At 69.9% G+C, this 21,781-nt stretch carries 24 protein-coding genes; 3 read left to right on the top strand and 21 right to left on the bottom strand.

Annotated features, from left to right (window positions below; all coding sequences use genetic code 11):
• Window positions 1-12: 12 nt before the first annotated feature.
• The gene (locus ACT535_RS23175) at window positions 13-666 is read right to left on the bottom strand and encodes a hypothetical protein (RefSeq protein ID WP_476366196.1); all 654 of its coding nucleotides are present in this window, start codon (window positions 664-666) and stop codon (window positions 13-15) included.
• Between the two features lie 217 nt (window positions 667-883).
• Here ACT535_RS23175 and ACT535_RS23170 point away from each other — a divergent pair, with 217 nt between their 5' ends.
• The gene (locus ACT535_RS23170) at window positions 884-1,606 is read left to right on the top strand and encodes a response regulator (protein WP_476331203.1); all 723 of its coding nucleotides are present in this window, start codon (window positions 884-886) and stop codon (window positions 1,604-1,606) included.
• On the top strand, window positions 1,603-2,985 hold the full coding sequence (locus tag ACT535_RS23165; protein WP_476366195.1) for an ATP-binding protein: 1,383 nt from the start codon (window positions 1,603-1,605) through the stop codon (window positions 2,983-2,985). The genes ACT535_RS23170 and ACT535_RS23165 overlap by 4 nt, the downstream gene beginning before the upstream one ends.
• A 41-nt stretch (window positions 2,986-3,026) precedes the next feature.
• On the opposite strand, the gene ACT535_RS23160 is transcribed toward ACT535_RS23165, so the two are convergent.
• From ACT535_RS23160 to ACT535_RS23125, 8 genes are all read right to left on the bottom strand, one after another.
• Window positions 3,027-3,908: a 3-hydroxybutyryl-CoA dehydrogenase gene (locus ACT535_RS23160; RefSeq protein ID WP_168457186.1), complete on the bottom strand. Its 882-nt coding sequence runs from the start codon at window positions 3,906-3,908 to the stop codon at window positions 3,027-3,029.
• Between the two features lie 89 nt (window positions 3,909-3,997).
• Window positions 3,998-4,942, bottom strand: coding sequence for an electron transfer flavoprotein subunit alpha/FixB family protein (locus tag ACT535_RS23155; protein ID WP_476366194.1), 945 nt, complete (start codon window positions 4,940-4,942; stop codon window positions 3,998-4,000).
• The gene (locus ACT535_RS23150; RefSeq protein ID WP_476331210.1) at window positions 4,942-5,691 is read right to left on the bottom strand and encodes an electron transfer flavoprotein subunit beta/FixA family protein; all 750 of its coding nucleotides are present in this window, start codon (window positions 5,689-5,691) and stop codon (window positions 4,942-4,944) included. Before ACT535_RS23150 ends, ACT535_RS23155 begins: the two co-directional genes overlap by 1 nt.
• A 132-nt stretch (window positions 5,692-5,823) precedes the next feature.
• A complete protein-coding gene (locus ACT535_RS23145) occupies window positions 5,824-6,570 on the bottom strand; it encodes a rhomboid family intramembrane serine protease (protein WP_476366193.1) in 747 nt (248 codons plus the stop codon).
• 126 nt (window positions 6,571-6,696) lie between these two features.
• Window positions 6,697-7,278, bottom strand: a complete 582-nt coding sequence (locus tag ACT535_RS23140) for a cob(I)yrinic acid a,c-diamide adenosyltransferase (RefSeq protein WP_476366192.1) — start codon at window positions 7,276-7,278, stop codon at window positions 6,697-6,699.
• Between the two features lie 5 nt (window positions 7,279-7,283).
• On the bottom strand, window positions 7,284-7,478 hold the full coding sequence (locus ACT535_RS23135) for a twin transmembrane helix small protein (protein WP_476331219.1): 195 nt from the start codon (window positions 7,476-7,478) through the stop codon (window positions 7,284-7,286).
• A 19-nt stretch (window positions 7,479-7,497) separates the two neighbouring features.
• Entirely contained in the window at window positions 7,498-8,004 is a 507-nt protein-coding gene (locus tag ACT535_RS23130) for a TspO/MBR family protein (RefSeq protein WP_476366191.1), read from the bottom strand.
• A 105-nt stretch (window positions 8,005-8,109) separates the two neighbouring features.
• The gene (locus ACT535_RS23125; RefSeq protein ID WP_476366190.1) at window positions 8,110-8,556 is read right to left on the bottom strand and encodes a host attachment protein; all 447 of its coding nucleotides are present in this window, start codon (window positions 8,554-8,556) and stop codon (window positions 8,110-8,112) included.
• 300 nt (window positions 8,557-8,856) lie between these two features.
• On the opposite strand from ACT535_RS23125, the gene ACT535_RS23120 reads away from it, so the two are divergent.
• Window positions 8,857-9,156: a hypothetical protein gene (locus tag ACT535_RS23120; protein WP_476331228.1), complete on the top strand. Its 300-nt coding sequence runs from the start codon at window positions 8,857-8,859 to the stop codon at window positions 9,154-9,156.
• 57 nt (window positions 9,157-9,213) lie between these two features.
• On the opposite strand, the gene ACT535_RS23115 is transcribed toward ACT535_RS23120, so the two are convergent.
• The 12 genes from ACT535_RS23115 to ACT535_RS23060 form a co-directional block, all read right to left on the bottom strand.
• Window positions 9,214-11,610, bottom strand: coding sequence for a Tex family protein (locus ACT535_RS23115; RefSeq protein ID WP_476366189.1), 2,397 nt, complete (start codon window positions 11,608-11,610; stop codon window positions 9,214-9,216).
• Window positions 11,611-11,861: 251 nt separating this feature from the next.
• Window positions 11,862-12,842, bottom strand: coding sequence for a phosphotransferase enzyme family protein (locus ACT535_RS23110; protein WP_476366188.1), 981 nt, complete (start codon window positions 12,840-12,842; stop codon window positions 11,862-11,864).
• A gap of 51 nt (window positions 12,843-12,893) precedes the next feature.
• Window positions 12,894-13,493, bottom strand: coding sequence for a HupE/UreJ family protein (locus tag ACT535_RS23105; RefSeq protein WP_476366187.1), 600 nt, complete (start codon window positions 13,491-13,493; stop codon window positions 12,894-12,896).
• Between the two features lie 37 nt (window positions 13,494-13,530).
• Window positions 13,531-14,601 (bottom strand): hydrogenase expression/formation protein HypE, encoded by a 1,071-nt coding sequence (gene hypE, locus ACT535_RS23100; RefSeq protein WP_476366186.1) that lies wholly within the window; start codon window positions 14,599-14,601, stop codon window positions 13,531-13,533.
• Window positions 14,598-15,722: a hydrogenase formation protein HypD gene (gene hypD, locus ACT535_RS23095; RefSeq protein ID WP_476366185.1), complete on the bottom strand. Its 1,125-nt coding sequence runs from the start codon at window positions 15,720-15,722 to the stop codon at window positions 14,598-14,600. The genes hypE and hypD overlap by 4 nt, the downstream gene beginning before the upstream one ends.
• 10 nt (window positions 15,723-15,732) lie before the next feature.
• Window positions 15,733-16,032 (bottom strand): HypC/HybG/HupF family hydrogenase formation chaperone, encoded by a 300-nt coding sequence (locus ACT535_RS23090; RefSeq protein WP_024276815.1) that lies wholly within the window; start codon window positions 16,030-16,032, stop codon window positions 15,733-15,735.
• A 195-nt stretch (window positions 16,033-16,227) separates the two neighbouring features.
• Complete coding sequence (locus ACT535_RS23085; RefSeq protein ID WP_476366184.1) at window positions 16,228-17,703, bottom strand: sigma-54-dependent transcriptional regulator; 1,476 nt, start codon at window positions 17,701-17,703, stop codon at window positions 16,228-16,230.
• Window positions 17,700-18,728: a hydrogenase nickel incorporation protein HypB gene (gene hypB, locus ACT535_RS23080; RefSeq protein WP_476366183.1), complete on the bottom strand. Its 1,029-nt coding sequence runs from the start codon at window positions 18,726-18,728 to the stop codon at window positions 17,700-17,702. Before hypB ends, ACT535_RS23085 begins: the two co-directional genes overlap by 4 nt.
• Complete coding sequence (gene hypA, locus ACT535_RS23075) at window positions 18,728-19,069, bottom strand: hydrogenase maturation nickel metallochaperone HypA (protein WP_476366182.1); 342 nt, start codon at window positions 19,067-19,069, stop codon at window positions 18,728-18,730. Before hypA ends, hypB begins: the two co-directional genes overlap by 1 nt.
• Complete coding sequence (locus ACT535_RS23070) at window positions 19,062-20,024, bottom strand: hypothetical protein (protein ID WP_476366181.1); 963 nt, start codon at window positions 20,022-20,024, stop codon at window positions 19,062-19,064. Before ACT535_RS23070 ends, hypA begins: the two co-directional genes overlap by 8 nt.
• Window positions 20,021-20,914, bottom strand: a complete 894-nt coding sequence (locus tag ACT535_RS23065; protein ID WP_476366180.1) for a [NiFe]-hydrogenase assembly chaperone HybE — start codon at window positions 20,912-20,914, stop codon at window positions 20,021-20,023. The genes ACT535_RS23070 and ACT535_RS23065 overlap by 4 nt, the downstream gene beginning before the upstream one ends.
• Before the next feature lie 8 nt (window positions 20,915-20,922).
• Window positions 20,923-21,777: a hydrogenase expression/formation protein gene (locus ACT535_RS23060; RefSeq protein WP_476366179.1), complete on the bottom strand. Its 855-nt coding sequence runs from the start codon at window positions 21,775-21,777 to the stop codon at window positions 20,923-20,925.
• Between the last annotated feature and the right edge of the window lie 4 nt (window positions 21,778-21,781).

The following is a 21,781-nucleotide window of genomic DNA, read 5'->3' as shown; positions in this document are numbered from 1 at the left end:
CTTCTCGTGGCCTCACGGACGCGCGGGGGGCGGCGTGGGGCGATCGGGGTGGCCGCCGAAAGGCACGCCCGGAGGCGGCGGGGGCGGCGGCAGAAGGGCGAACTCGAGCCGGCCCAGCTTCTCGATCTGGTCCGGCGAAAGGCGCGCTTTCAGGGTGTCCACGGCCTTGAGGAGCCGGGTTCCTGCCTTGCCGGCCTCCTCGCTGCGCGCACCGAACGCGGTGACGAGGGAGAGCGGCGCGGCGCCTGGCTGAGGGGGCGGCGGCGGGGAGGGCAAGGCCTCCTGCAGCGCATCGGTGAAGTCGCGCCACGCGTCGAGCTGGTTGGCGCGGATGCCGAGGGCGGCCTCGGCGGCGGCAAGGTTGCGGGCGAGGCCCATGGGGCCGGCGAGAGGGCCACCTGCAGGGCCACCCGGGGGGGGACCACCGGCAAGACCGCCGCCGGGAAAGCCGGCCGGTCCGCCACCCGGTCCGCGCGGCGGCCCCGGCGGGCCGAAGGGCGGCGGGGGAGCGTCGGCTGCGGCGGTGTGCTGGTCCTGCGGGATCGGGTTATCGTCCACCTTGGCGTATCCCGGAGACGACACGATGAACCCGGCAATCGCCAGGATGGTCACGCTCGCCCCAGCGAGAATGAGGGCCCGGAAACTCTGGCGGGGTGTCTTCCGCATCGGCTCTTCGCACGGCATGGCGCGCCTCCTGTCCATCAGGTTGACGCGAGGATGGCGGCGGCTCGTAGCCAAAAGAGGTCGGGGAGGTATCGCTAGATGTCCCCCCGGGCGGATTTTGTGACTGAATGTTGCCGGCCACCGCATGGCAATGCTGGGAAGCATGCAAGCGTGCGGTGGCCGGGCCCAGGGGCTAGCATCGGCCCGAACGGAGGAACCGGTGCAACAGGACGGACCCCACATTCTCGTCGTCGACGACGATCTCGAAATCCGCAAGCTGCTCAGCCGCTATCTCGCCGCGCAGGGCTTCCGCGTGACCGCCGCCGGCGACGGGCGGGAGATGGAGGACAAGCTCACCACCCAGCGCATCGACTTCGTGGTGCTGGACCTGATGCTGCCCGACGCGTCCGGCCTCGACCTGTGCCGCGCCCTGCGCGCCCGCTCGCGGGTGCCGGTGATCCTGCTCACCGCCCTGAAGGAGGATGTGGACCGCATCATCGGCCTTGAGATCGGCGCGGACGATTATCTCGGCAAGCCGTTCAATCCGCGCGAGCTGGTGGCCCGCATCCGCGCGGTCCTCAGGCGCACCAGCGCCACCGAGCCGGCGTCCTCCCCTGTGCGCGCCTACGGCTTCGCCGGCTTCCGCGCCGAGCCGGACCTGCGCCGCGTCACGGCGGCCGATGGCTCGGAAGTGGCGCTGACCGGAGCCGAGTTCGACCTGCTGATGGCCTTTCTCGAGCGGCCCGGCCGCATCCTCTCCCGCGACCAGCTGCTCGACATCACCCGCGGGCGGGAGGCCGGCCCGTTCGACCGCTCGGTGGACGTGCTGGTCAGCCGCCTCCGGCGCAAGCTCGGTGACCAGGGGGCGTTCCAGATCCTCAAGACCCTGCGCAACGGCGGCTACCAGCTCTCCGTGCGGGTGGACATGGAGGAGGCGCCGTGAGGACCCTGCGCGCCCAGGTCACGGCCATCCTCGTGGTGGCCGTACTGGTGGTGATCGCGCTGGCCAACGGAGCGTCCTTCTTCATCGTCCGTCCCCAATGGCCGCCCTTCGGCGATCATGGCACCCATGCCGCCGACCTGCTCCTCATGGCCGATCTGGCGGCAGCCGTTCCGCAGGGCACCGAGGTCCGGTCGCAGGTCGGGGGGCCACTGCTACGGCCGGAACCGCCGGCGGGCGAGATCGATCCGGAAGAGACGCGTCTCCTGACCGAAGCCTTGGCAAGGCTCGGCTCCACTTTGCCCGTTCAGGTCCTGCGCCGCCCGCCGCCGCCCGGCGGACCAGGTTCGGCCGCCCCGGAACCGCCGGGGGGCCCCGGCGAGATCACGGGGATCACGGCGCTGCGGTTGCCGGACGGGCGCTGGCTGGTGGTGGACGGCCGCCGGCAGCCGCGACCGCCGCCCGGCCCGCCAGGCGGCGCGGTGGGCTTTGCGGTGTGGCTTGCCTTCATGATCCTCGGCGTCACCGGGGTCGTTATCCTCGCCGTCCACCGCCTCACCCGTCCGCTGGCCCTGGTGGAGGAGGCGGCGCGGCGCATCGGCCCCGACGGCGAGCTGCCCGTGCTGCCGGAGCGGGGACCGGCCGAGGTGCGCGCCGCGGCGGCCGCCATCAACCGGCTGTCGGCGCGGGTGAAGGCCTCCATGGACAGCCGCATGCGCATCGTTGCCGGCGCCGCCCACGACCTGCGTACCCCGCTCACCCGGATGCGGCTGCGCGCGGAATTCATCCCCGATGGGGAGGACCGCACCCAGTGGCTCTCCGATCTCGCCGAGCTGGACCGCATCGCCGACAGCGCCATCCGCCTCGTGCGCGAGGAAGTGGAAGGGGGCGCGCTGGAGACGGTGCGGCTCGACCGCCTGGCGGCCGACGTGGCGATGGAATTGAGGGAGATCGGGCTCAGCGTCGCCATTTTCGCAGCGTCGCCAGCGTGCGTCGCGGGGCGTCCGCTCTCGCTCAAGCGGGCGGTACGCAACCTCGCGGTCAATGCCGCCACCCATGGCGCGAGCCTCGGCGGCGGCGCGCGGCTGGCCGTCAGCGCCGATGCGACGCGGGTGGTGCTGGTGATCGAGGATGACGGCCCCGGCATTCCCGAGGCGCTGATGGGGCAGGTGTTCGAGCCGTTCTTCCGGGTCGATCCGGCGCGGCATGTGAAGATCCCGGGTGCGGGCCTCGGCCTTGCCATCGCCAACGAGATCATCAGCCGCCACGGCGGGCGGCTCACCCTCTCGAACCGCCCGGGGGGCGGCCTGCTGCAAAAGGTGGAACTGCCGGCCGCTGCAGCCGGCGAGGGTGACGAGCCCGGCGCCCTTCGGCTGGGCTGACCGGCGGAGAGGCCGGGTTGTCGGCCTCTCCGCCCGATGCCTCAGCGGGTGGGGACGGGCTTCTCGCCGCGGTAGTCGTAGAAGCCGCGCTGCGTCTTGCGGCCGAGCCAGCCGGCCTCGACATACTTCACCAGCAGCGGGCAGGGCCGGTACTTGGAATCGGCGAGGCCCTCGTGCAGCACCTGCATTACCGCGAGGCAGGTATCGAGGCCGATGAAGTCGGCCAGCTGCAGCGGACCCATGGGATGATTGGCGCCAAGCTTCATGGCGCGATCGATGGAATCCACCGAGCCCACGCCCTCATAAAGGGTGTAGATGGCCTCGTTGATCATCGGCAGCAGGATGCGGTTGACGATGAAGGCGGGGAAGTCCTCGGCCACCGCATAGGTCTTGTGCAGACGGGTGACGAAGGTCTTGGAGGCCTCGAAGGTCTCGTCGTCGGTGGCGATGCCGCGCACCAGCTCGACCAGCTCCATCAGCGGCACCGGATTCATGAAGTGAATGCCGATGAAGCGCTCCGGCCGGTCGGTGGCGGCGGCGAGGCGGGTGATGGAGATGGAGGAGGTGTTCGAGGCGAGGATCGCCTCCGGCTTCACCGTCTGGCAGAGCGCGGAGAAGATCTTGCGCTTCACCTCTTCCCGCTCGGTGGCGGATTCGATCACGAGGTCGCAGTCGGCGAGATCCTCGGTCTTCTCGGCGACGGCGATGCGGGTGAGGGCTTCCTGCCGGTCGGTCTCGGACACGACGCCCTTGGACACCTGCTTGGCCATGTTGCCGTTGATGGTGGCGAGGCCGGAGCGGATGCGGTCCGCGTCCGCATCGTGCAGCGCGACGTCATAGCCGGCGAGCGCGCACACGTGCGCGATGCCGTTGCCCATCTGGCCTGCGCCGATGACCCCGACCTTCTTGATCTCGAGCGGCATGATTCTCTCGTTTCGCCTTGTTGCCGGTGACCGGGGCGGGCCTCCCCGAAACTGCGGCCGGGGGTAATCCGGCCGCAGTCAGAGTGATCTTATCCCTTAACCTTGGCGATTTCCGCCTTCAGTTCGGGGATGACGGTGTTGATATCGCCGACGAGGCCGTAGTCCGCCACCTGGAAGATGGGGGCTTCCTCGTCCTTGTTGACGGCGACGATGACCTTGGAGTCCTTCATGCCGGCGAGATGCTGGATGGCGCCGGAGATGCCGAGGGCGACGTAAAGCTCGGGGGCGACGACCTTGCCGGTCTGGCCCACCTGCCAGTCGTTCGGGGCATAGCCCGCGTCCACCGCGGCGCGCGAGGCGCCCACCGCCGCGCCCAGCGCGTCGGCCAGCGGCTCGATCAGCTCGGCGAACTTCTCCCGCGAGCCCACCGCGCGGCCGCCGGACACGATGATCTTCGCGGCGGTCAGCTCGGGACGGTCCGAGGCGGCGATGCTCTCTTCCACGAAGGTGGAGAGCGCCGGGTCGGACGCCGCGCCCACGGTCTCGATGGCGGCCGAGCCGCCCTCGCCGGTGGCGGCGAAGGAGGCGGTGCGCACCGTCACCACCTTCTTGGCGTCGTTGGACTTCACGGTCTGGATGGCGTTGCCGGCATAGATGGGCCGCTCGAACGTGTCGGGCGAGACCACCTTGACGATGTCGGACACCTGCATCACGTCCAGGAGGGCGGCGACGCGCGGCAGCACGTTCTTGGCGCTGGCCGTGGAGGGACCGACGATGGCGTCGTAGCCGGGCGCCAGCGAGACGACCAGCGCAGCCAGCGGCTCGGCGAGACGGTGCGCATAGAGCGCATCGTCGGCGAGCAGCACCTTCTCGACGCCCGAGAGCTTCGCGGCGGCCTCGGCCACGCCCTTGGCGTTCTGGCCGGCGACCAGCACGTGCACGGGCGAGCCGAGCGCGGCGGCGGCGGTGAGGGCCTTGGCGGTGACGCCGTTGAGGGCCGAATTGTCGTGTTCGGCAATGAGCAGAACGGCCATCAGATCACCCCCGCCTCATCCTTGAGCTTCGCCACCAGCTCGGCAACCGAGCCCACCTTCACGCCTGCCTTGCGGCCGGCCGGCTCGGCGGTCTTCAGCACCTCGAGCCTGGGGGCGACGTCCACGCCGTAATCGGCCGGCGTCTTCTCGGCGATGGGCTTCTTCTTCGCCTTCATGATGTTGGGGAGCGAGGCGTAGCGCGGCTCGTTCAGGCGCAGGTCCGTCGTGACGATGGCCGGGCCGTTGAGCTTGATGGTCTGCAGGCCGCCGTCGATCTCGCGGGTGACGACCACGCCGCCGTCCTCCACCACGACCTTGGAGGCGAAGGTGGCCTGAGGCCAGGAGAGAAGCGCCGCCAGCATCTGGCCGGTCTGGTTGCAGTCGTCGTCGATGGCCTGCTTGCCGAGGATCACCAGGCCGGGGGCTTCCTCGCCCACCACGCCCTTGAGGATCTTGGCGACCGCGAGCGGCTCGACCACGCCGTCAGTCTTCACCAGGATGCCGCGGTCGGCGCCCATGGCCAGGGCCGTGCGGAGCGTCTCGGAGGCCTGGGCCGGTCCGATGGACACCGCAATCACCTCGGTCGCCTTGCCGGCTTCCTTGAGGCGCAGCGCCTCTTCCACCGCGATCTCGTCGAACGGGTTCATGGACATCTTGACGTTCGCAAGCTCCACGCCCGAACCGTCAGACTTCACCCGGACCTTAACGTTGTAATCCACCACCCGCTTAACGGGCACCAGGATCTTCATCGACACACGCTCCCCGTTCCCGAAATCTCGACCGACGGTCGCAAAATCCACCGATGGTCGTGACTTCCGCTCTTATCCCTGCATTGCAGCATTTCTTGCGGGCGGGCAACGTAGGAGGGGCCAGAAAGTGTGTCAACGCTCGCTCCGGCGCGGCGTTCGGACGCCCTGTGCGCGGACGCTCGGTACGCCGGAGGGATCGCGATCGAACAGGGCGACGCCCGGCCGGCGCATCAGCGCCACCAGCACGGCTCCGGCGAGGAAGCCGCCCACGTGCGCCCACCATGCGGTCTCCTGGTCCGAACTCGACAGGATCTGCCACACCTGGAGGCCGAACCAGGCGCCGATCGCCCAGTAGGCTGGTACCCGCAGCGGGATCTTCATCAGCACCAGCGCCCACAGGCGGATGTTGGGGTGGAGCACGAGATAAGCCGCGATCACCCCGGCCACGGCGCCGGACGCCCCCACCAGCGGCGCCTCCGACCCCGGCTCGGCCACCACATGGACCAGCCCGGCGATGACCCCGCACAGTAGGTAGAACAGGAGGAAGCGGGCATGGCCCATGGCGTCCTCCACATTGTCGGCGAACACCAAAAGGAAGGCCATGTTGCCGATGAGGTGCAGCCAGCCGCCGTGCAGGAACATGTAGCTGACGAGGGTCAGGGCCGGCGGCAGCCGCTCGTAGCCCTCGGGCAGAATGGCGACGCCGCTCACCACGGCGGGGATGGCGCCGAAGCCCAGCACGCCGGCCTCGCTCACCGGTCCGAACGCGCCGTGCTGGAGGGCGACGAAGACGAAGAGGTTGAGCGCGACCAGCCCCCAGGTGACGTAGGGGCGGCGCACATGCTCCAGCGGATTGGCGTCGGCGATCGGAACGAACATCAGAGGGTCCCGGGGACCCGTCCGCCGCCTGCGTACGTCCTGTCCCGTTAGGGCAAGCTTAGAGCAGGGCGGAGCGCCCCCGCAACGGACCCAGCGTCAGATGCGGCTCTTTCAGGCGCGGCTCTTTCAGGTGCGGCTTTTGCCCGGCACCCACAGCACGTCCGCCGCGCCGCGGGCGTTGGCATAGCGGCCCGCGACGAACAGGAGGTCGGAGAGCCGGTTCACGTAATGCAGCGCGGGCGCCCCCACCGAGCCTTCACCCTGGTGCGACAATGCGACCATGATGCGCTCGGCCCGCCGGCACACGGTGCGCGCGAGATGAAGGTGGGCGGATGCGGCGGTGCCGGCCGGCAGCACGAAGGAGGTGAGGGGGGACAATTCGGCGTTCAGGAGGTCGATGTCGTCCTCCAGCCGCGTCACCTGCGCCGGCACGATGCGGAGGCTCGCGCCGTCCTCCTCATTGGCGGCGGGCGGCACGCACAGATCCGCGCCGAGATCGAACAGATCGTTCTGGATGCGCACCAGAATGCCATCCAGCAGGGTTTCGCCCGACAGGTGCAGGCGGGCGATGCCGAGGGTGGCATTGGTCTCGTCCACCGCGCCATAGGCCTCGACGCGCAGGTCGTACTTGGCGACGCGCCTTCCGGTGCCGAGCCCGGTGGTGCCGTCGTCCCCGGTGCGGGTGTAGATCTTGTTCAGCTTGACCATAATCGTCAGCGGCCCATGGCGAAGATGGTGGCCATGACAATGATGATGGCGAGAAACTGGAACAGCACCCGCATCTGCATCAGCTTCTGCGAACGCTGGGGCGATCCGCCCGAGGCGAAGTTGAAGAGGCCCAGAAAGAGCACGCCCGCCACCAGCGCCAGCGCCAGCGGGATGAACAGATAGATCGACCAGTGCACCATCTCTTGATCCTCCTGGCGCTCAGTTGAGCACGGCGATGCCGGCATTGAGCGTCGAGGCGTAGCACACCCAGACGAGATAGGGCACCAGCAGCCAGCCCGCCGTTCGGTCCAGGGGGAAGGTGGCGCGGAGCGTCAGCACCAGTAGCACCACGAGGCCGATGATGATGACGAGGCCCGCATGGATTGCGTGCAGGCCGAAGAAGACCGGCGACCACAGGAAGTTGAGCGCCAGCTGCGCCAGGAAGAGGCCGATGGCTACGGTGCGCGCGGAGGAGGGAGGCACCTTGTCCCACAGCCGCCAGAGGCTCACCGCCATCATCAGATATAGCAGGGTCCAGACGATGGGGAAGGCGGCGTTGGGCGGCGTCCAGCCGGGCTTCACCAGACCTTGATACCATGCAGGGATGGCCGGCGAGGTCACCGCCCCGCCGACCCCGCCGACGCCCAGCATCAGCACGAGGCAGCCGAGCAGCCGCAGGCGCGACACGGCGCAGGGCGAGAGCGAACGGGTGGAAGTCACGGACATTTGGCAACACCTTTCCACCGCCGTCCATGCGGGCGGCGGTTTGTCCTTATCCGAACGCCACCGCCCGATGGATCGTTTCGCGACCTCGGTAGGGGCGGGGATCTCTCAGGTGGCGATGTGGCTCGTGATCTCGTCCACCGGCAGCTTCACCAGATCCTTGGCGATCTCGCCGTCCACCAGCGGCTTCACGCGGTGGGTCAGCGCCTCCCGCAGCACCCCCAGCGCCTTGGGCGGGGCGACGAGCAGGATACGGGCAGGGGCCTCGCCGGCTCCCACCAGCGCATCGAGCCGCTTGGCGACGCGGGCGATGAACGCGGCCTCGGCCTCGGCATGCAGATCGGTGGTCTCGACGGCGCTGCGAGCGACGGTCGCGGATTCGTGTACGCGCCCCGGCCGGTCGGTGCCGAGGGCGGCGGTGCCGGGATGGGGCTCGCTGAAGCTTTCCAGCACCGACAGGCGCGGCGCCGGGGCGATGCCGGCATCGGCGAGCAGGACGGCCTTGGCGCCGTCGCACACCACCACGAGGCGGTTCATCTTGTCGGGCTTTGTCATGTCCCTGTCTCCCTGATCGCGCGGCACCGGAAGCGCCGGCTTGAGCGTTCTTCGGACCGGTGGTCATGTCCTTGTGTCACATGGGAGGGGACGGGGCTTTGTCCAGAGACAAACCGCGCGCGTGTCATCTGCGACCATCTGACGACGGAGCGGGCGCTTGTCGCACGGGAACCGGCGTGAGACGCTTCCGTTGAGGGTAGTGGCTGATGGCGATCCTTGAGGTGATCGGCGCCAGATGTCGCTGCGTAATGGTGCTGTCGCATCGCCGGAACGCGCCCCAGCCCTGCCGAGGATACCGCCATGCCGTTCCTGGTCCGCTTCCTTCTCCGTCACGCCGCCATCGGCATCGGCGTCGCTGCCGTGTTCGTGGCGCTTCTGGTCGCGTTCGATGTGGCGCACCTCGCCAGCCTGTTCGCGCATTCGCCGGATGGGCTGCTGGCCCTCGGCGTGCTCACGGTGGCGCTGGGCATTACCTTCGGCAGTGTGCAGATGGGCTTTGCCGTCATGCTGATGGACGACGAGGATGGCCCGCCCTCCGGCCGCCGCGCCCGCCTGACGCGCCTCGTGCCGAAGCTCGCGCGGGTCCACGCCCGGCGCTGACGCTTCCTCGTTTTGAATGCGGCCGGGCCTGACGCCCGGCCGTTTTCGTTCGAGGGCCTATTGCCCCTTGCGCCGCATGGCCTCGGCCAGAGCCGCGCCGAAGGCGCCATTGCCGCCCCTGTCGCCGGCCTTGTCGGCCGGCTTGCCCTGCTGCGGGCGTCGGGCGTCGTTGCCCCGGAAGTCGTTGCCTCGCCCGTCGTTGCTGCGTCCATCTTGGCGCGGCTGCTCCGGCCGCCCGCCCGAGGGCCGCGTGCCGGCGTCGTCCTTGCGCATGGAGAGGGCGATGCGCTTGCGCTTCACGTCCACCTCCACCACGCGCACCTTCACCACGTCGCCCGCCTTCACCACCTCGTGCGGGTCCTTCACGAAGCGGTCGGCCAGCGCCGAGACGTGGACCAGCCCGTCCTGATGGACGCCGATGTCCACGAAGGCGCCGAAGGCGGCGACATTGGTCACCGTGCCTTCCAGCACCATGCCGGGCTTGAGGTCGCTCATCTCGTGAACGCCCTCCGCGAACGTGGCGGTCTTGAAGGCGGGACGGGGGTCGCGGCCGGGCTTCTCCAGCTCGGTGAGGATGTCGCGCACGGTGGGCAGGCCGAAGCGCTCGTCCACGAAGGCGCGCGGGTCCAGCGCCTTCAGCGCCGCCGTGTCGCCCATGATCTGGCGCACGTCGCGCCCGCAGGCGGCGACGATCTTCTTCGCCACCTCATAGGCTTCCGGATGCACGGCCGACGCATCCAGCGGCTCGGCACCGTCCGGGATGCGCAGGAAGCCGGCGGCCAGCTCGAAGGTGCGCGGGCCGAGGCGGGAGACCTTCAAGAGTTCCTTGCGGGTCTTGAACGCGCCCACCGAATTGCGATGCGCCACGATGGCCTCCGCCAGTGAGGCGCCGAGGCCGGAGACGCGGGCGAGCAGCGAGGCGGAGGCGGTGTTGAGATCCACGCCCACCGCATTCACCGCGTCCTCCACCACCGCGTCGAGGGCCTTTGCGAGGCGGGCCTGATCCACGTCGTGCTGATACTGGCCGACGCCGATGGCCTTGGGCTCGATCTTCACCAGCTCCGCCAGCGGGTCTTGCAGGCGGCGGGCGATGGAGACGGCGCCGCGGATGGACACGTCGATATCAGGCATCTCGGCGGCGGCGGTCGCTGAGGCGGAATAGACCGAGGCGCCAGCTTCGCTCACCACCACCTTGATGGGCTTCTTGCCCGAAGCGTCCGGCGGCAGCGCGGCGATGAGGTCGGCGGCGAGCTTGTCCGTCTCGCGGCTCGCCGTGCCGTTGCCGATGGCGATCAGCTCCACATTGTGCCGGCGGATGAGGTGCGCCAGCTCCGCCATGGCGCCCTGCACGTCGTTGCGCGGCTGGAAGGGATAGACCGTGCTCGTGGCGATGAGCTTGCCCGTGCCGTCCACCACCGCGACCTTCACGCCGGTACGGATGCCGGGATCAAGCCCCATGGTGGCGCGCGAGCCGGCGGGCGCGGCGAGCAGCAGATCCTTGAGGTTGCGGGCGAAGACCCGGATGGCTTCCTCCTCCGCGCGCTCGCGCATCTCGCCCATCAGCTCCACGGTGAGGTGCAGCGAGAGCTTCACCCGCCACGCCCAGCGCGCCACCTCCAGCAGGAAGGAATCCGCCGGCGCGCCGTTGGCGAGGGGGATGTCGTAGGCCTCGGCGACGATGCGCTCGGCGGGCTTCACCGGCGTGGTGGCGTCCTCGTCCACCACGAGGTCGAGAGTCAACATCTCCTCGTTGCGCCCGCGCAGCATGGCGAGCACGCGGTGGCTCGGGGCGGTGGCCCACTTCTCGGCATGGTCGAAATAGTCGCGGAACTTGGCGCCGGCCTCCTCTTTGCCCTCGGCCACCTTGGCCTTGAGCATGGCGTTGGCCTTCAGGTGTCCACGCAGGCGGCCCACCAGCTCGGCATTCTCGGCGAAGGTCTCCACGAGGATGTCGCGCGCGCCATCCAGCGCCGCCTTGATGTCCGCCACCTGCTCATTCAGGAACGCCGCCGCGCGGTCGGCCGGGGCGATGGAGCGGTCGGCGAGGATCGCCTCGGCCAGCGGCCCGAGGCCCTTCTCGCGGGCGATCTCCGCCTTGGTGCGGCGCTTGGGCTTGTAGGGGAGGTAGAGGTCTTCCAGCTCGGCCTTGGTGGTGGCCGCCTCGATCTTGCCGCGCAGTTCGTCGGAAAGTTTGCCCTGCCCGTCGATGGAGGAGAGCACGGCGGCGCGGCGGCTTTCCAGCTCGCGCAGATAGGAGAGGCGCTCTTCCAGCGTGCGCAGCTGGGTGTCGTCGAGGCCGCCCGTCACCTCCTTGCGGTAGCGGGCGATGAAGGGGACGGTCGCGCCTTCGTCGATGAGGGAGACGGCGGCCGTGACCTGCGCTGGGCGGGCGTTGATCTCGGCGGCGATGAGGCGGGCGATGGCGTCTGCGTTGCCCTGCGGTGCGGCGGCCATGTTGTCTCATCCTCTCCTGCGGTGACGGGGGCACGCCCATAGCCGAGCAATGGGGCGCTGTCACGTTGCGGCTGGGGAAAGCGCCGTTCACGTGCCCTCGTCCGTCGACCCCTCATTGTTATCTGTCATCGCCCGGCGTGTCCGGGCGATCCACCCATCCGCCTGCACGCTGTCCGGAAACCCGAACCCGTCCAGCCGTGGATGGCCCGGACGAGCCGGGCCATGACGGCGGTTCAAGGGGCCAAGATTGCCTACCCTCGCCGGCTGAGGAAATCCTCGGCCAGCGCCAGCGTCCCGCCGGTATAGGGCGCGCCCATGGCCTGTGCGGTCGGCGTCTCGGCGTGGGAGGCGACCCAGGCGGTGAGCAGCATCCGCCGCAGCATCACGAACACGTCGAGCTGCGCATCGGCGTCCGACGGCAGTGGCGCGAGGGTGCGGTAGCCGGTCATCCACGCATCCTTCACTGCCGGCACCAGCGGCGAATGCTCCATGAAGGAGACGGCTGAGGCGAAGTCGTAAAGGTACCAGGAGAAGCCGCAATCGTCGAAATCGATCAGTGTCAGGCTGTCCCCGTCCGCCAGCAGATTGGCAAGGCGCAGGTCCGCGTGAATGAGGCCGAAGCTCTCCGGCGTCGTCAGCGGCGCGAGGCTGTCCCTCAAGGCGAGCGCCGTGCGCTCCAGCAGCGCGCGGCCGGGCGCATCGAGGCCCAGCGCGGCGCGGAAGTCCCCCCAGAGCGGGCGTTCGCCGAGCATGCTCTCGAAATCCCACACCTTGCGGGTGAAGCCCTCCGGCCGCCGCCAACCCTTCGCATGGGCGTGGAGGCGGGCATGGAAGGCGCCGAGGCGCCGGAACCAGCCGGGCAGGTCCGCGCTTTCCTGCGGTTCGACGCCGGGCACGAAGGCGAAGGCGGCCAGCCGGCGCGGGGCGGCGTCCGCGCTCACCTCATTGAGGAGGCGGTCGTCGCGTGTGGGGATGATGGCGGGGGTGGGCACCACGGCGTTGGCGCGCAGCGCCTCGATCCAGGCGAGCTCGGAGCGGATTTCCGCCGCTGCGTGATAGCCCGGCCGGTAGACGCGGACGACGATATCCTGCGCGCCCGCGGTGGCGCGGAAGGTGGCGTTCTCGGAGATGGAGAGGAGCTGGAGCGCCGCATCCGGCGGCAGGCCCCAGTCCGGCAGATGGGCCCGGACCATCTCTTCGGTCCGCGCCAGATACGCCTCGTCGTACAGCACCCGTCCGGCCTCTCACGCGTGTCGGACGGGCGCTATAGCATGTTGGAGGGCTCAGACGAGCCCGGCGAGGATGCCGACGCCGGCCACCGCCACCGCCGCGCCCGCGCCGCGCACGAACTTCTCGCCATGCAGCTCGCCGAAGCGGCCGATGGCCATGCCGAGGCCGAGGCCCGCGACATGGAGGAGGGCGGTCGCCGACATGAAGCCGAGGCCATAGGCGACGCCCGAGGCATCCGCCGGCATTTCCGCACCGTGGGCGTGGCCGTGGAAGATGGCGAAGAAGCCGACCATGGCCATGGCCGCCGCCAGCGGCGCCTTGACACCGAAGGCCACCACGCCGCCCAGCACGATCACCGACAGGGCGATGCCCAGCTCCACGAACGGCACGTCGATGCCGGAGATGCCGAGGGCGCCGCCCACGGCCATCAGACCGACGAAGGTGGCCGGCACTGCCCACACGGCGCGACCGCCCAGCTGCCAGGCGAAGATGCCCACCGTGACCATGGCGAGCAGATGATCGAGGCCGCCGAGGGGATGGGCGAAGCCGTGGCTGAAGCCGTGCACGTCGCCGACGCCGGTATGGGCGAAGGCGAGCTGCGGCAGGAGGGTGAGGGCGGCAGCGGCGGCTGCCGTGCGGATCGTGCGGTGCATGAAGTTCTCCCCGGTGTTTGAAGGTTCGAAAAAAGGGTCAGCAGATGCGGGGCAGTTGATCGCCGACCAGCATGTCGACGATGCGCTCGCCCCCGAAGCGCGTTCTCATGACGACCCGGCCGGGCCGCTCGGACGTGACCTCGCCGATCACCGCGGCCTCGCGCCCCAGCGGATGGGCACGCAGCGCGGCCAGCGCGGCCTCGGTCTCCTCGGCGGGCACCACGGCGAGGATCTTGCCCTCGTTGGCGAGATAGAGCGGGTCGAGGCCCAGGATCTCGCAGAAGCCCATCACCTCCGGCCGCATGGGCAAGCTCAGCTCGTCGAGGCGAATGCCGACCTTGCTCGCCTCGGCCAGCTCGTTCACCACCGCCGCAATGCCGCCGCGCGTGGCATCGCGCATCATGCGTAGGCCGGGGGCGGCGGCGATCAGAGTGTCGATCAGGCCGTTGAGGGGGGCGCAGTCGCTCTCGATGGCGGTGTCGAGGGCGAGGTCACCGCGGGCATTGAGGATGGCGGCGCCGTGGTCGCCGAGGAGGCCGTTGACGATCACCTTGTCGCCGGGCCGCGCCTTGGTCACGCCCACGTCGATGCCCGCGCGGATGACACCGATGCCGGTGGTGGTGATGAAGAGCTTGTCGCAGGCGCCCCGCGCCACGACCTTGGTGTCGCCGGTGGCGATAGAAACGCCCGCCGCGTGCGCCGTCTCGGCCATGGACTGGACGACGCGGCGCAGTGTCTCCACCTCCAGCCCCTCCTCGATGATGATGGCGCAGGAGAGGGCCACCGGGGTCGCCCCGCCCACCGCAAGGTCGTTCACCGTGCCGCACACGGCGAGCTTGCCGATGTCGCCGCCGGGGAAGAACAGGGGGTCCACCACGAAGCCGTCGGTGGTGAAGGCCAGCCGGTCGCCCCGCGCCATCAGGGCGGCGAGGTCGAAGCGGGCCTGATCCTCCGGCGCGGCGCGGCCCTCGCCGGAAAAGGCGGAGAGGAACACGTCGTCGATGAGATCGCGCATGGCGCTGCCGCCGCCGCCATGGGCGAGCGTCACCGTCTTTTGCGTCAGTGGCCGCCGGCGCGCGGCGGTAGGGGTGGAGAACGGGATGTTCATGCGGCCTCTCCCCGTATACCGCCATATTGATAGTAAGCCGCGCAAGAACCTTCGGAAGACACCATCAGCGCGCCAAGCGGCGTCTCCGGCGTGCAGCCCTTGCCGAACTCGGGGCAGGCCCACGGCTTGGCGGCGCCGGTGAGCACTTCGCCGCAGCGGCACTGGGCGGGATCGGCCACCTTGATATCAGGCACGGCGAAGCGCTTTTCCGCATCGAAGGCCGCATAGGGCGCCGTCAGCCGCACGCCCGAGCCGGCGATGGAGCCGAGGCCGCGCCACTCGAACGTCTCGCGCGGCTCATACACTTCCTGAACGGCCCGCAGGGCCGCCGGGTTGCCATGCTCCGGGACCACGCGGGCATACTGGTTCTCGATGAGCGCCTTCCGGGTCTCGATCTGCCGCAGCACCATGAGCAGGGATTGCAGCAGGTCGATGGGCTCGAAGCCCGACACCACCAGCGGCCGGCCGAACTCTTCCGCGATGAAGCGATAGGGCGCCGTGCCGATGACCATGGACACATGCCCCGGCCCGATGAAGCCGTCGATGCCGAGGTCCGGCTGCTCCAGCAGCGCCCGCAGCGTGGGGATGATGGTGATGTGGTTGCAGAAGAGAGAGAAGTTGCTCACCCCCTCCCGCGCCGCCCGCTGCACGGTGAGCGCGGTGGAGGGCATGGTGGTCTCGAAGCCGAGACCGAAGAACACCACCTCGCGGTCGGGATTGCGCTTCGCCAGCGTGAGCGCATCCAGCGGCGAATAGACCATGCGCACGTCCGCGCCGTCCGCCTTCGCCTGGAGGAGGCTTTTCTTCGAGCCCGGCACGCGCATGGCGTCGCCGAAGGTGGTGAAGATCACCTCGGGCCGCTCGGCGATGGCGACGCAGTCGTCCACCCGCCCCATGGGCAGCACGCACACCGGGCAGCCGGGGCCGTGGACGAATTCCACGAGGTCCGGCAGCAGACCCTCCAGCCCGTAGCGGAAGATGGCGTGGGTGTGCCCGCCGCACACCTCCATGATGGCGAAGGGCCGATCCCGCCCGCGCTCCAGCCGCGCGGCGATGGCGCCGATCTCCTTCACGAGGGCGCTTGCGAGGGCGGGGTCGCGGAATTCGTCGACGAAGCGCATGTCCGGCTCCTCAGCGCGGGGTGGACAGCAGCTCGACGCTGCCTTGGGTGAGGGCTTCCATCTCGACCGCCGCCTCGCCGATCTCGGAAAGCACCTTGAGGGTGGCGGCGGCTTCTTCCTCGTCGATGCGGCTCATGGCGAAGCCCACATGGACCAGCACCCAGGCGCCCACGAGGTCATCCAGCGGCGCGCCGGGCTCGGCCACGCACACCACGTCCACGGTGCGGCGGACACCGGAGACGTCCACCACGCACAGCATGGCCTCCGCGTCCGCGACGGCGACGATCTGTCCGGGAATGCCGAGGCACATGGCGGGGCTCCTACCTGCGAAAGAAACCCCCTCTCCCCTTGCGGGAGAGGGTCGGGGTGAGGGGTGTTCCCTCCGGCTGTCCAGATGCTGGTGAGAGTAACGAACGCCGCTCACCCCTCACCCCCAACCCCTCTCCCGCAAGGGGAGAGGGGAGATCGGCCGGCTCTTGGCTCAAACGGCGCATCCCCCATCCCCTCAATGCTGGCCAAACGCGCCGCCACGGGCGATGCCGTAGCGGTCGAGCTTGGCTCTGAGGCCCACGCGGGAAAGGCCGAGTTCCTCCGCCGCGCGGCTCTTGTTCCAGCGGCAGCGCACCAGCGTCTCGGTGAGGATGGTGGCTTCCATCCGCTCGATGCGGTCCTTCAGCGGCCCGCTGTCGGGCAGGGCGATGGAGGAATTGGCCAAGGTCTCCGGCGCCCGCGTCTCGGCGGCGGCGGCGCGCACGACGTGGGGGGAGAGGAGATCGGCGGAGAGGGTGTCGCGCTCGGCGAGCACGAGCATCCGCGTCACCTCGTTCTGCAATTCGCGCACATTGCCCGGCCAGTCATAGGCGGACATGCAGGCGAGCGTTTCGTCGCTGAAGCCGCGCACCCGCTTGCCGTGCTGGCTGGAGAGGGCATCGAGCACGCTCTGGGCCAGCACCGGAATGTCCGCCCGCCGCTCGCGCAGGGCCGGCAGCGTCAGCACCATGGCCGAGAGACGATAGTAGAGGTCTTCCCGGAAGCGGGCGCGGGCCACCTCGCCCTTGAGATCGCGATGGGTGGCGGCGAGCACGCGCACGTTGACCCGCTTCGCCTCGTTGGAGCCCACGGAGCGGATCTCGCCCTCCTGCAGGAAGCGCAGCAGCTTCACCTGGAAGGCGGGGGAGACATCGCCGATCTCGTCAAGGAAGATGGTGCCGCCGTCCGCCTGGTCGAGGAGGCCGATGCGGGTCACATGGGCGCCGGTGAACGACCCCTTCTTGTGGCCGAACAGCTCGGACTCCAGAAGCTCGTCCGGGATCGCCCCGCAATTCACCGCGAAGAACGGCCGGTCCGAGCGCAGGCTGGAATAATGGATGGCGCGGGCGAGCAATTCCTTGCCGGTGCCCGTCTCGCCATGGATCAGCACCGGCACGTCGAAGGTCGCCACCTGCGCGGCGCGGGTGCAGACCTGCGAGAGCGGGCTGCCGGGGGCGCGCACCAGGGTGTCGAAGTGGAAATTCTGCTTCACCCGCGCTTCCAGCGCGCCGAGGCGGGCCTCGGCATTGCCGGCGGTGAGCTTCATTTCCAGGTTCAGCCGCTCATGATCGCGCTGGAGCTGGAACAGGTGCGCGGCGTTGCGCGCGGCCAGCAGCAACTGGTCCGGGTGCCAGGGCTTGGGGATGAACTGGTAGATGCCGGCGTCGTTGATGGCGCCGATCATGTCCTCCGGCTCGGTATAGCCGGTGACGATGATGCGCAGGATGTCCGGCCAGCGCTCGCGCACTTCGGTGAGCAGCGCGACGCCGGAGGTCTGCGGCATCCGCTGGTCGCAGAAGATCACCTGGATCCACTCGTTTTCGAGGATGCGCCGCGCCTCCTCCGCATTGAGGGCGGTGAAGACGTCGAACTCCTCGTCGAGCACGCGGGCGATGACCTCCACCGAGCGCGGCTCGTCATCCACCACCAGAATGGCCGGGCGCCGGTTCATCGCGCCCCTCCCGCCGCTGCGCGCAGGGCCGAGGCTTCCGCCTCCCGGGCGCTCGCAAGCTCGTTCAGGCGCGCGGCGCGGGCGGCTTCCAGCCAGCCGATCCAGCGGGCGAGCCCGATCTCGCCACGCGAAGACGTGGTGAGGATGTCCGCCGTCGGATTGATGCGGCGGATGTTGGCTTCCAGCAGCGCCATGTCCGCATCCACGTGCGGGGCAAGGTCGGCCTTGGTGATGAGGACGAGGTCGGCGCCCTCGAAGATGTCGGGATATTTGAGCGGCTTGTCCTCGCCCTCCGCCACCGAGATGAGCGTGACGCGCTTCGTCTCGCCGAGGTCGAAGGCGGCGGGGCAGACGAGGTTGCCCACATTCTCGATGAACAGCACGCCGCCGGGCGGCAAGGGCAGCTTTTCCAGCGCGTGACCGACCATGTGGGCGTCGAGGTGGCAGCCCTTGCCGGTGTTGATCTGCACCGCGGGGGTGCCTACGGCGCGGATGCGGGCGGCGTCGTTGTCGGTCTGCTGGTCGCCCTCGATGACGGCGCAGGGGATGCGGCCGGACAGCGCCTTCAGCGTCTCCACCAGAAGCGTGGTCTTGCCGGCACCGGGCCCGGAGAGGAGGTTCAGCGCCAGCACGCCCGCGGTGTTCAGCCGGGTGCGGTTGCGGCCGGCATAATCGTCATTCTTGGCGAGGATGGAGGTCTCGATCTCCACCATGCGCGCCTGCGTCAGTCCGGGCGCATGGGCGCGGGCGGGGCCGGCGCCGTAGTCGAGCGTGCCGGCATCGGGGGCGGAGTGGTGGTGATCGTCGTGGTGATGATGGTGATGCCCATGGTCGTGGTCATGCCCGTGGGCGTGATCATGGCCGCGATCATGGGCATGGCTGTGGGTGGTGCCGTCCGCATGGGTGTGGGTGTGCGGATGGTCATCACCATGGGCGTGGGAATGGCCGTGCCCTTGGGAATGGGAATGGCCGTGCGCCTCGGAAATGGTGGCGCCGTCGCCGCTGCAGCCGCAGACCGTGCACATCACATCACCTCCAGGTCTTTGATCTTCATCTCCGTGCCGCCATTGGGCACGAGCCGTTCCCCGCCGCACTTCGGGCAGGGGGCGAGGCGGTGATCGAGCGGCACGGTGTCAGAGCAGTCGAAGCACCAGGCGGTGCCCTTCTCCTCCATCACCACCAGCTCGGCGCCGTCCGCCAGAGAGCCCTTCGTCACCACGTCGAACCCGAAGCGCAGCGCCTCCACCTCGATGCCGGCGAAGCGCCCGATGGCGAGGCGCACGCGGGTGACGCGGGAGAAACTCTGCGCCTTCGCCGCCTCTTCCATCGCCGAGAGCAGGCTCTCGCACACAGCCATCTCATGCATAGGCGGGCTCCGTGGCGAAGGAGAGGGTGACGGGCACGCAGGGATTGATGGCGCAAACGAGCAGCGGCGCAAGCCACCGCGTCCGCCAGCCCGGCGAGAGGGCGGCGAACGCCCGTTCCAATAGCCCGCCGGGGGCAAGGTTCCAGGCGCTGGGGGAGAGGATGCGATAGGCGACGACGCGCCCCGCCTCCACCTCCGCCCGATGCCCCAGCAGCCCGCGCGCGGCCGGCGCGATGCCGGCCGGAAGGGGCGGGGCGGGGCGTGGGGCGAGATGGGCAAGGCCATCCACCAGCCGCGCCAGCAGCCGCACGAACAGGCTCGGTCCCTCCGAACTCAGCAACGCTGAGATCAGCGGCGTCCCAGAGACGCGGCCGAGCGCGCCGGTCTCGCGGTGGGAGCCGATGGCGGCTGGCGGCCGCGCGAGGGTAGCGGCGAGGACATCCGCGCTCAGCTCCGGCAGATGCACGCGCCCTTCCGCCGGATCGGCCTCGCGGATGCGGGCGAAGGCGCGGGCGGTGGGGGTGGGCGCTTCGGTGAGCCAGGCTTCCAGCTCGGAGGGGGAGAAGGCGGAAAGATCGCTGGCGTCGCCCACAAGGGCGGCATGGAAGGCAGCGCCGTCCGGCCGGGCGAGGAGCGCGAGGGCGGCGCGGTCCGGCGTCATGCCCAGCGCCACGGGCACGGTGTGGAGCAGCGCGAGCGCGTGGTCGCGCACCGTCTCGCGCGCCATCGTTTCGGCATCTGCCGCCACCGGCATGCCGAGGGCAGAGCGGGCGGCGAAGGCGTGGGCGGCGCCGCACAGGTTGAAGACCAGAGGAGCAAGACGGGCCGCCTCCTCCGGCGTGCGGCCGATCAGGGCCGCGGCGGGGTCCGGCCCCTCCTCCCGCGCCACGCGCCAGCCGCCCGCGCGCCCGTCAGGCGTGAGGGTGAGGCTGCGGAGCGCGCGGGAGCCGGTCATGCCGCGCCGTCCCGCAGATCTTCGGCGCGCAATCCTTCGGCACCAGCGCGCGGGCCGAGGAGGAGCGAGCGGCGGGAGAGTTCCGCCGGCGCCTCGCGGCGGGCGGGCGCCTCGGCCTCGGGCGTCAGCGCCGCCGTCTCAGCGGCGATGCGCGCGGCTTCTTCCGCTTCCGCCCGGCGGCGGATTTCGCCGGAGCGGGTGCCGTCCTCCCGGTTGGCTGCATCGAGCAGGCCGGGCATCACCGCCTCGGCCGTCTCCACCGCCTGCAGCATGGAGGAGAAATCGAACATGGGGGAAAAGAGCGAGCAGGCCTTGTAGGGGCCGGTCTCGGGCCGGTTGGCGGCGAGGAATTCGTAGGTGCCCGAGGGAAAATCGATGAATTCGCGCTCGCCGGTCTTGAGCTGCGACCAGTCGTCGGAAGCATTGGGCAGGAGCACGATGTTCATGAACCAGGGCGTCACCAGCACGCCCATCACCCGCCCCGCATGGATGCGGAAGCCCACCGCCTTCACGCCGAGGGTGCCGTTGACGAAGGGCACGCCCTTCATCTTCGCCGCATGGATCTCGCGGAACACCGCCTCGAACAGGCTTGGGGCCTCGGCGAGCTGGCGCTCCAGCGCCGGATCGACCGGGGCGGGGCGCATCACGGCCGGCAAATCGGGCGTGCCGCCGTCCAGCACCATGAAGGCGTCGCGGGCGCCGTCGCAGACCGGGCAGCGCCAGTGATCGGGCAGCGCGTTGAACGGCGTGCCGGGGGGAACCTGCCACGCCTCGCACCCCTCGGCGGGGTCGTAGACGTGCCAGCAGACCTTGCATTCCAGCCGCGCGGTGGGGGCGAGCCGTGCGCGATCGCCGAGATAGGAGCCGTCGAAGAAGCTGTGCTGGGACATGTTGAACCTCACCGCATGGCCGCCAGCACCTCGGTGAGGCGCTCGGCGGAATCGGCGATATCCTCGCGGGCGGCGCAGGCGACTTCCGGCACCTCGCTCACCTCGATGGTGTCGAGGATGAGCATGTCCTGCGAATTGTAGAAGCGCACCCGCCACACATGCCGCGTGCCCGTCGCATCGATGCGGCAATTGCCATAGCCGCGCGAGAGCACGGTGGTCGCGCCGGGGCCGAGCCGCGCCTCCAGCATGGCGAGGTCTTCCGGTGTGTGCGGCAGGAGGGAGAGGTTGATGATGTGCGCCGCATCGCCGGGCTGGCGGGTGCGGGCGCGGTCGTCGATCTCCACCAGCAAAGCGGGGGCGTTGAAGATGCCGGGCGCGGGCGCGTCGAGGCCGGAAAGATCGATGCCGGACCCGCCGCCGAACGCGCGCACCACGGCGCCACGCGGGAAGGCGCCGATCTCGATGCGGTCGGTGCCCGCCGCGCCGCGCAGGCGCCACACGCCGGCGAAAGTTGCTTCCTGAATTTCCATGGGGCGGACATCGCCCCGTCCTTCCACCTTCACCGCCACCTCGCCCTCGCCCATGGCCTCGTCGACCAGAGCGAGGTTGGCGGCGTCGAGATGGGCGAGGTCGATGATGCGGCTCTCGCCCGGCTGCCAGCTTTCCAACGCGGCGATGACCTGTTCCAGCACGGCGAAGGCGGGGGCGTAGCGGTCCTTGTCCTCCACCTCGATGAGATGCGCCTCGAAGGTGCGCATGCCCGAGGGCATCTGGAGATAGGCGAGGCCCTCGTCCTCTGAGGTGGACTGGCTGCCGGGGCCGAAGCCGATGGGGGGCTGGGTGGCGAAGGGGGACGAAGACATTGGG

Source organism: Xanthobacter sp. DMC12 (assembly GCF_056314105.1).
Note: the sequence above shows the minus strand (reverse complement) of the source record. Positions and strands in the feature narration are given on the sequence as shown.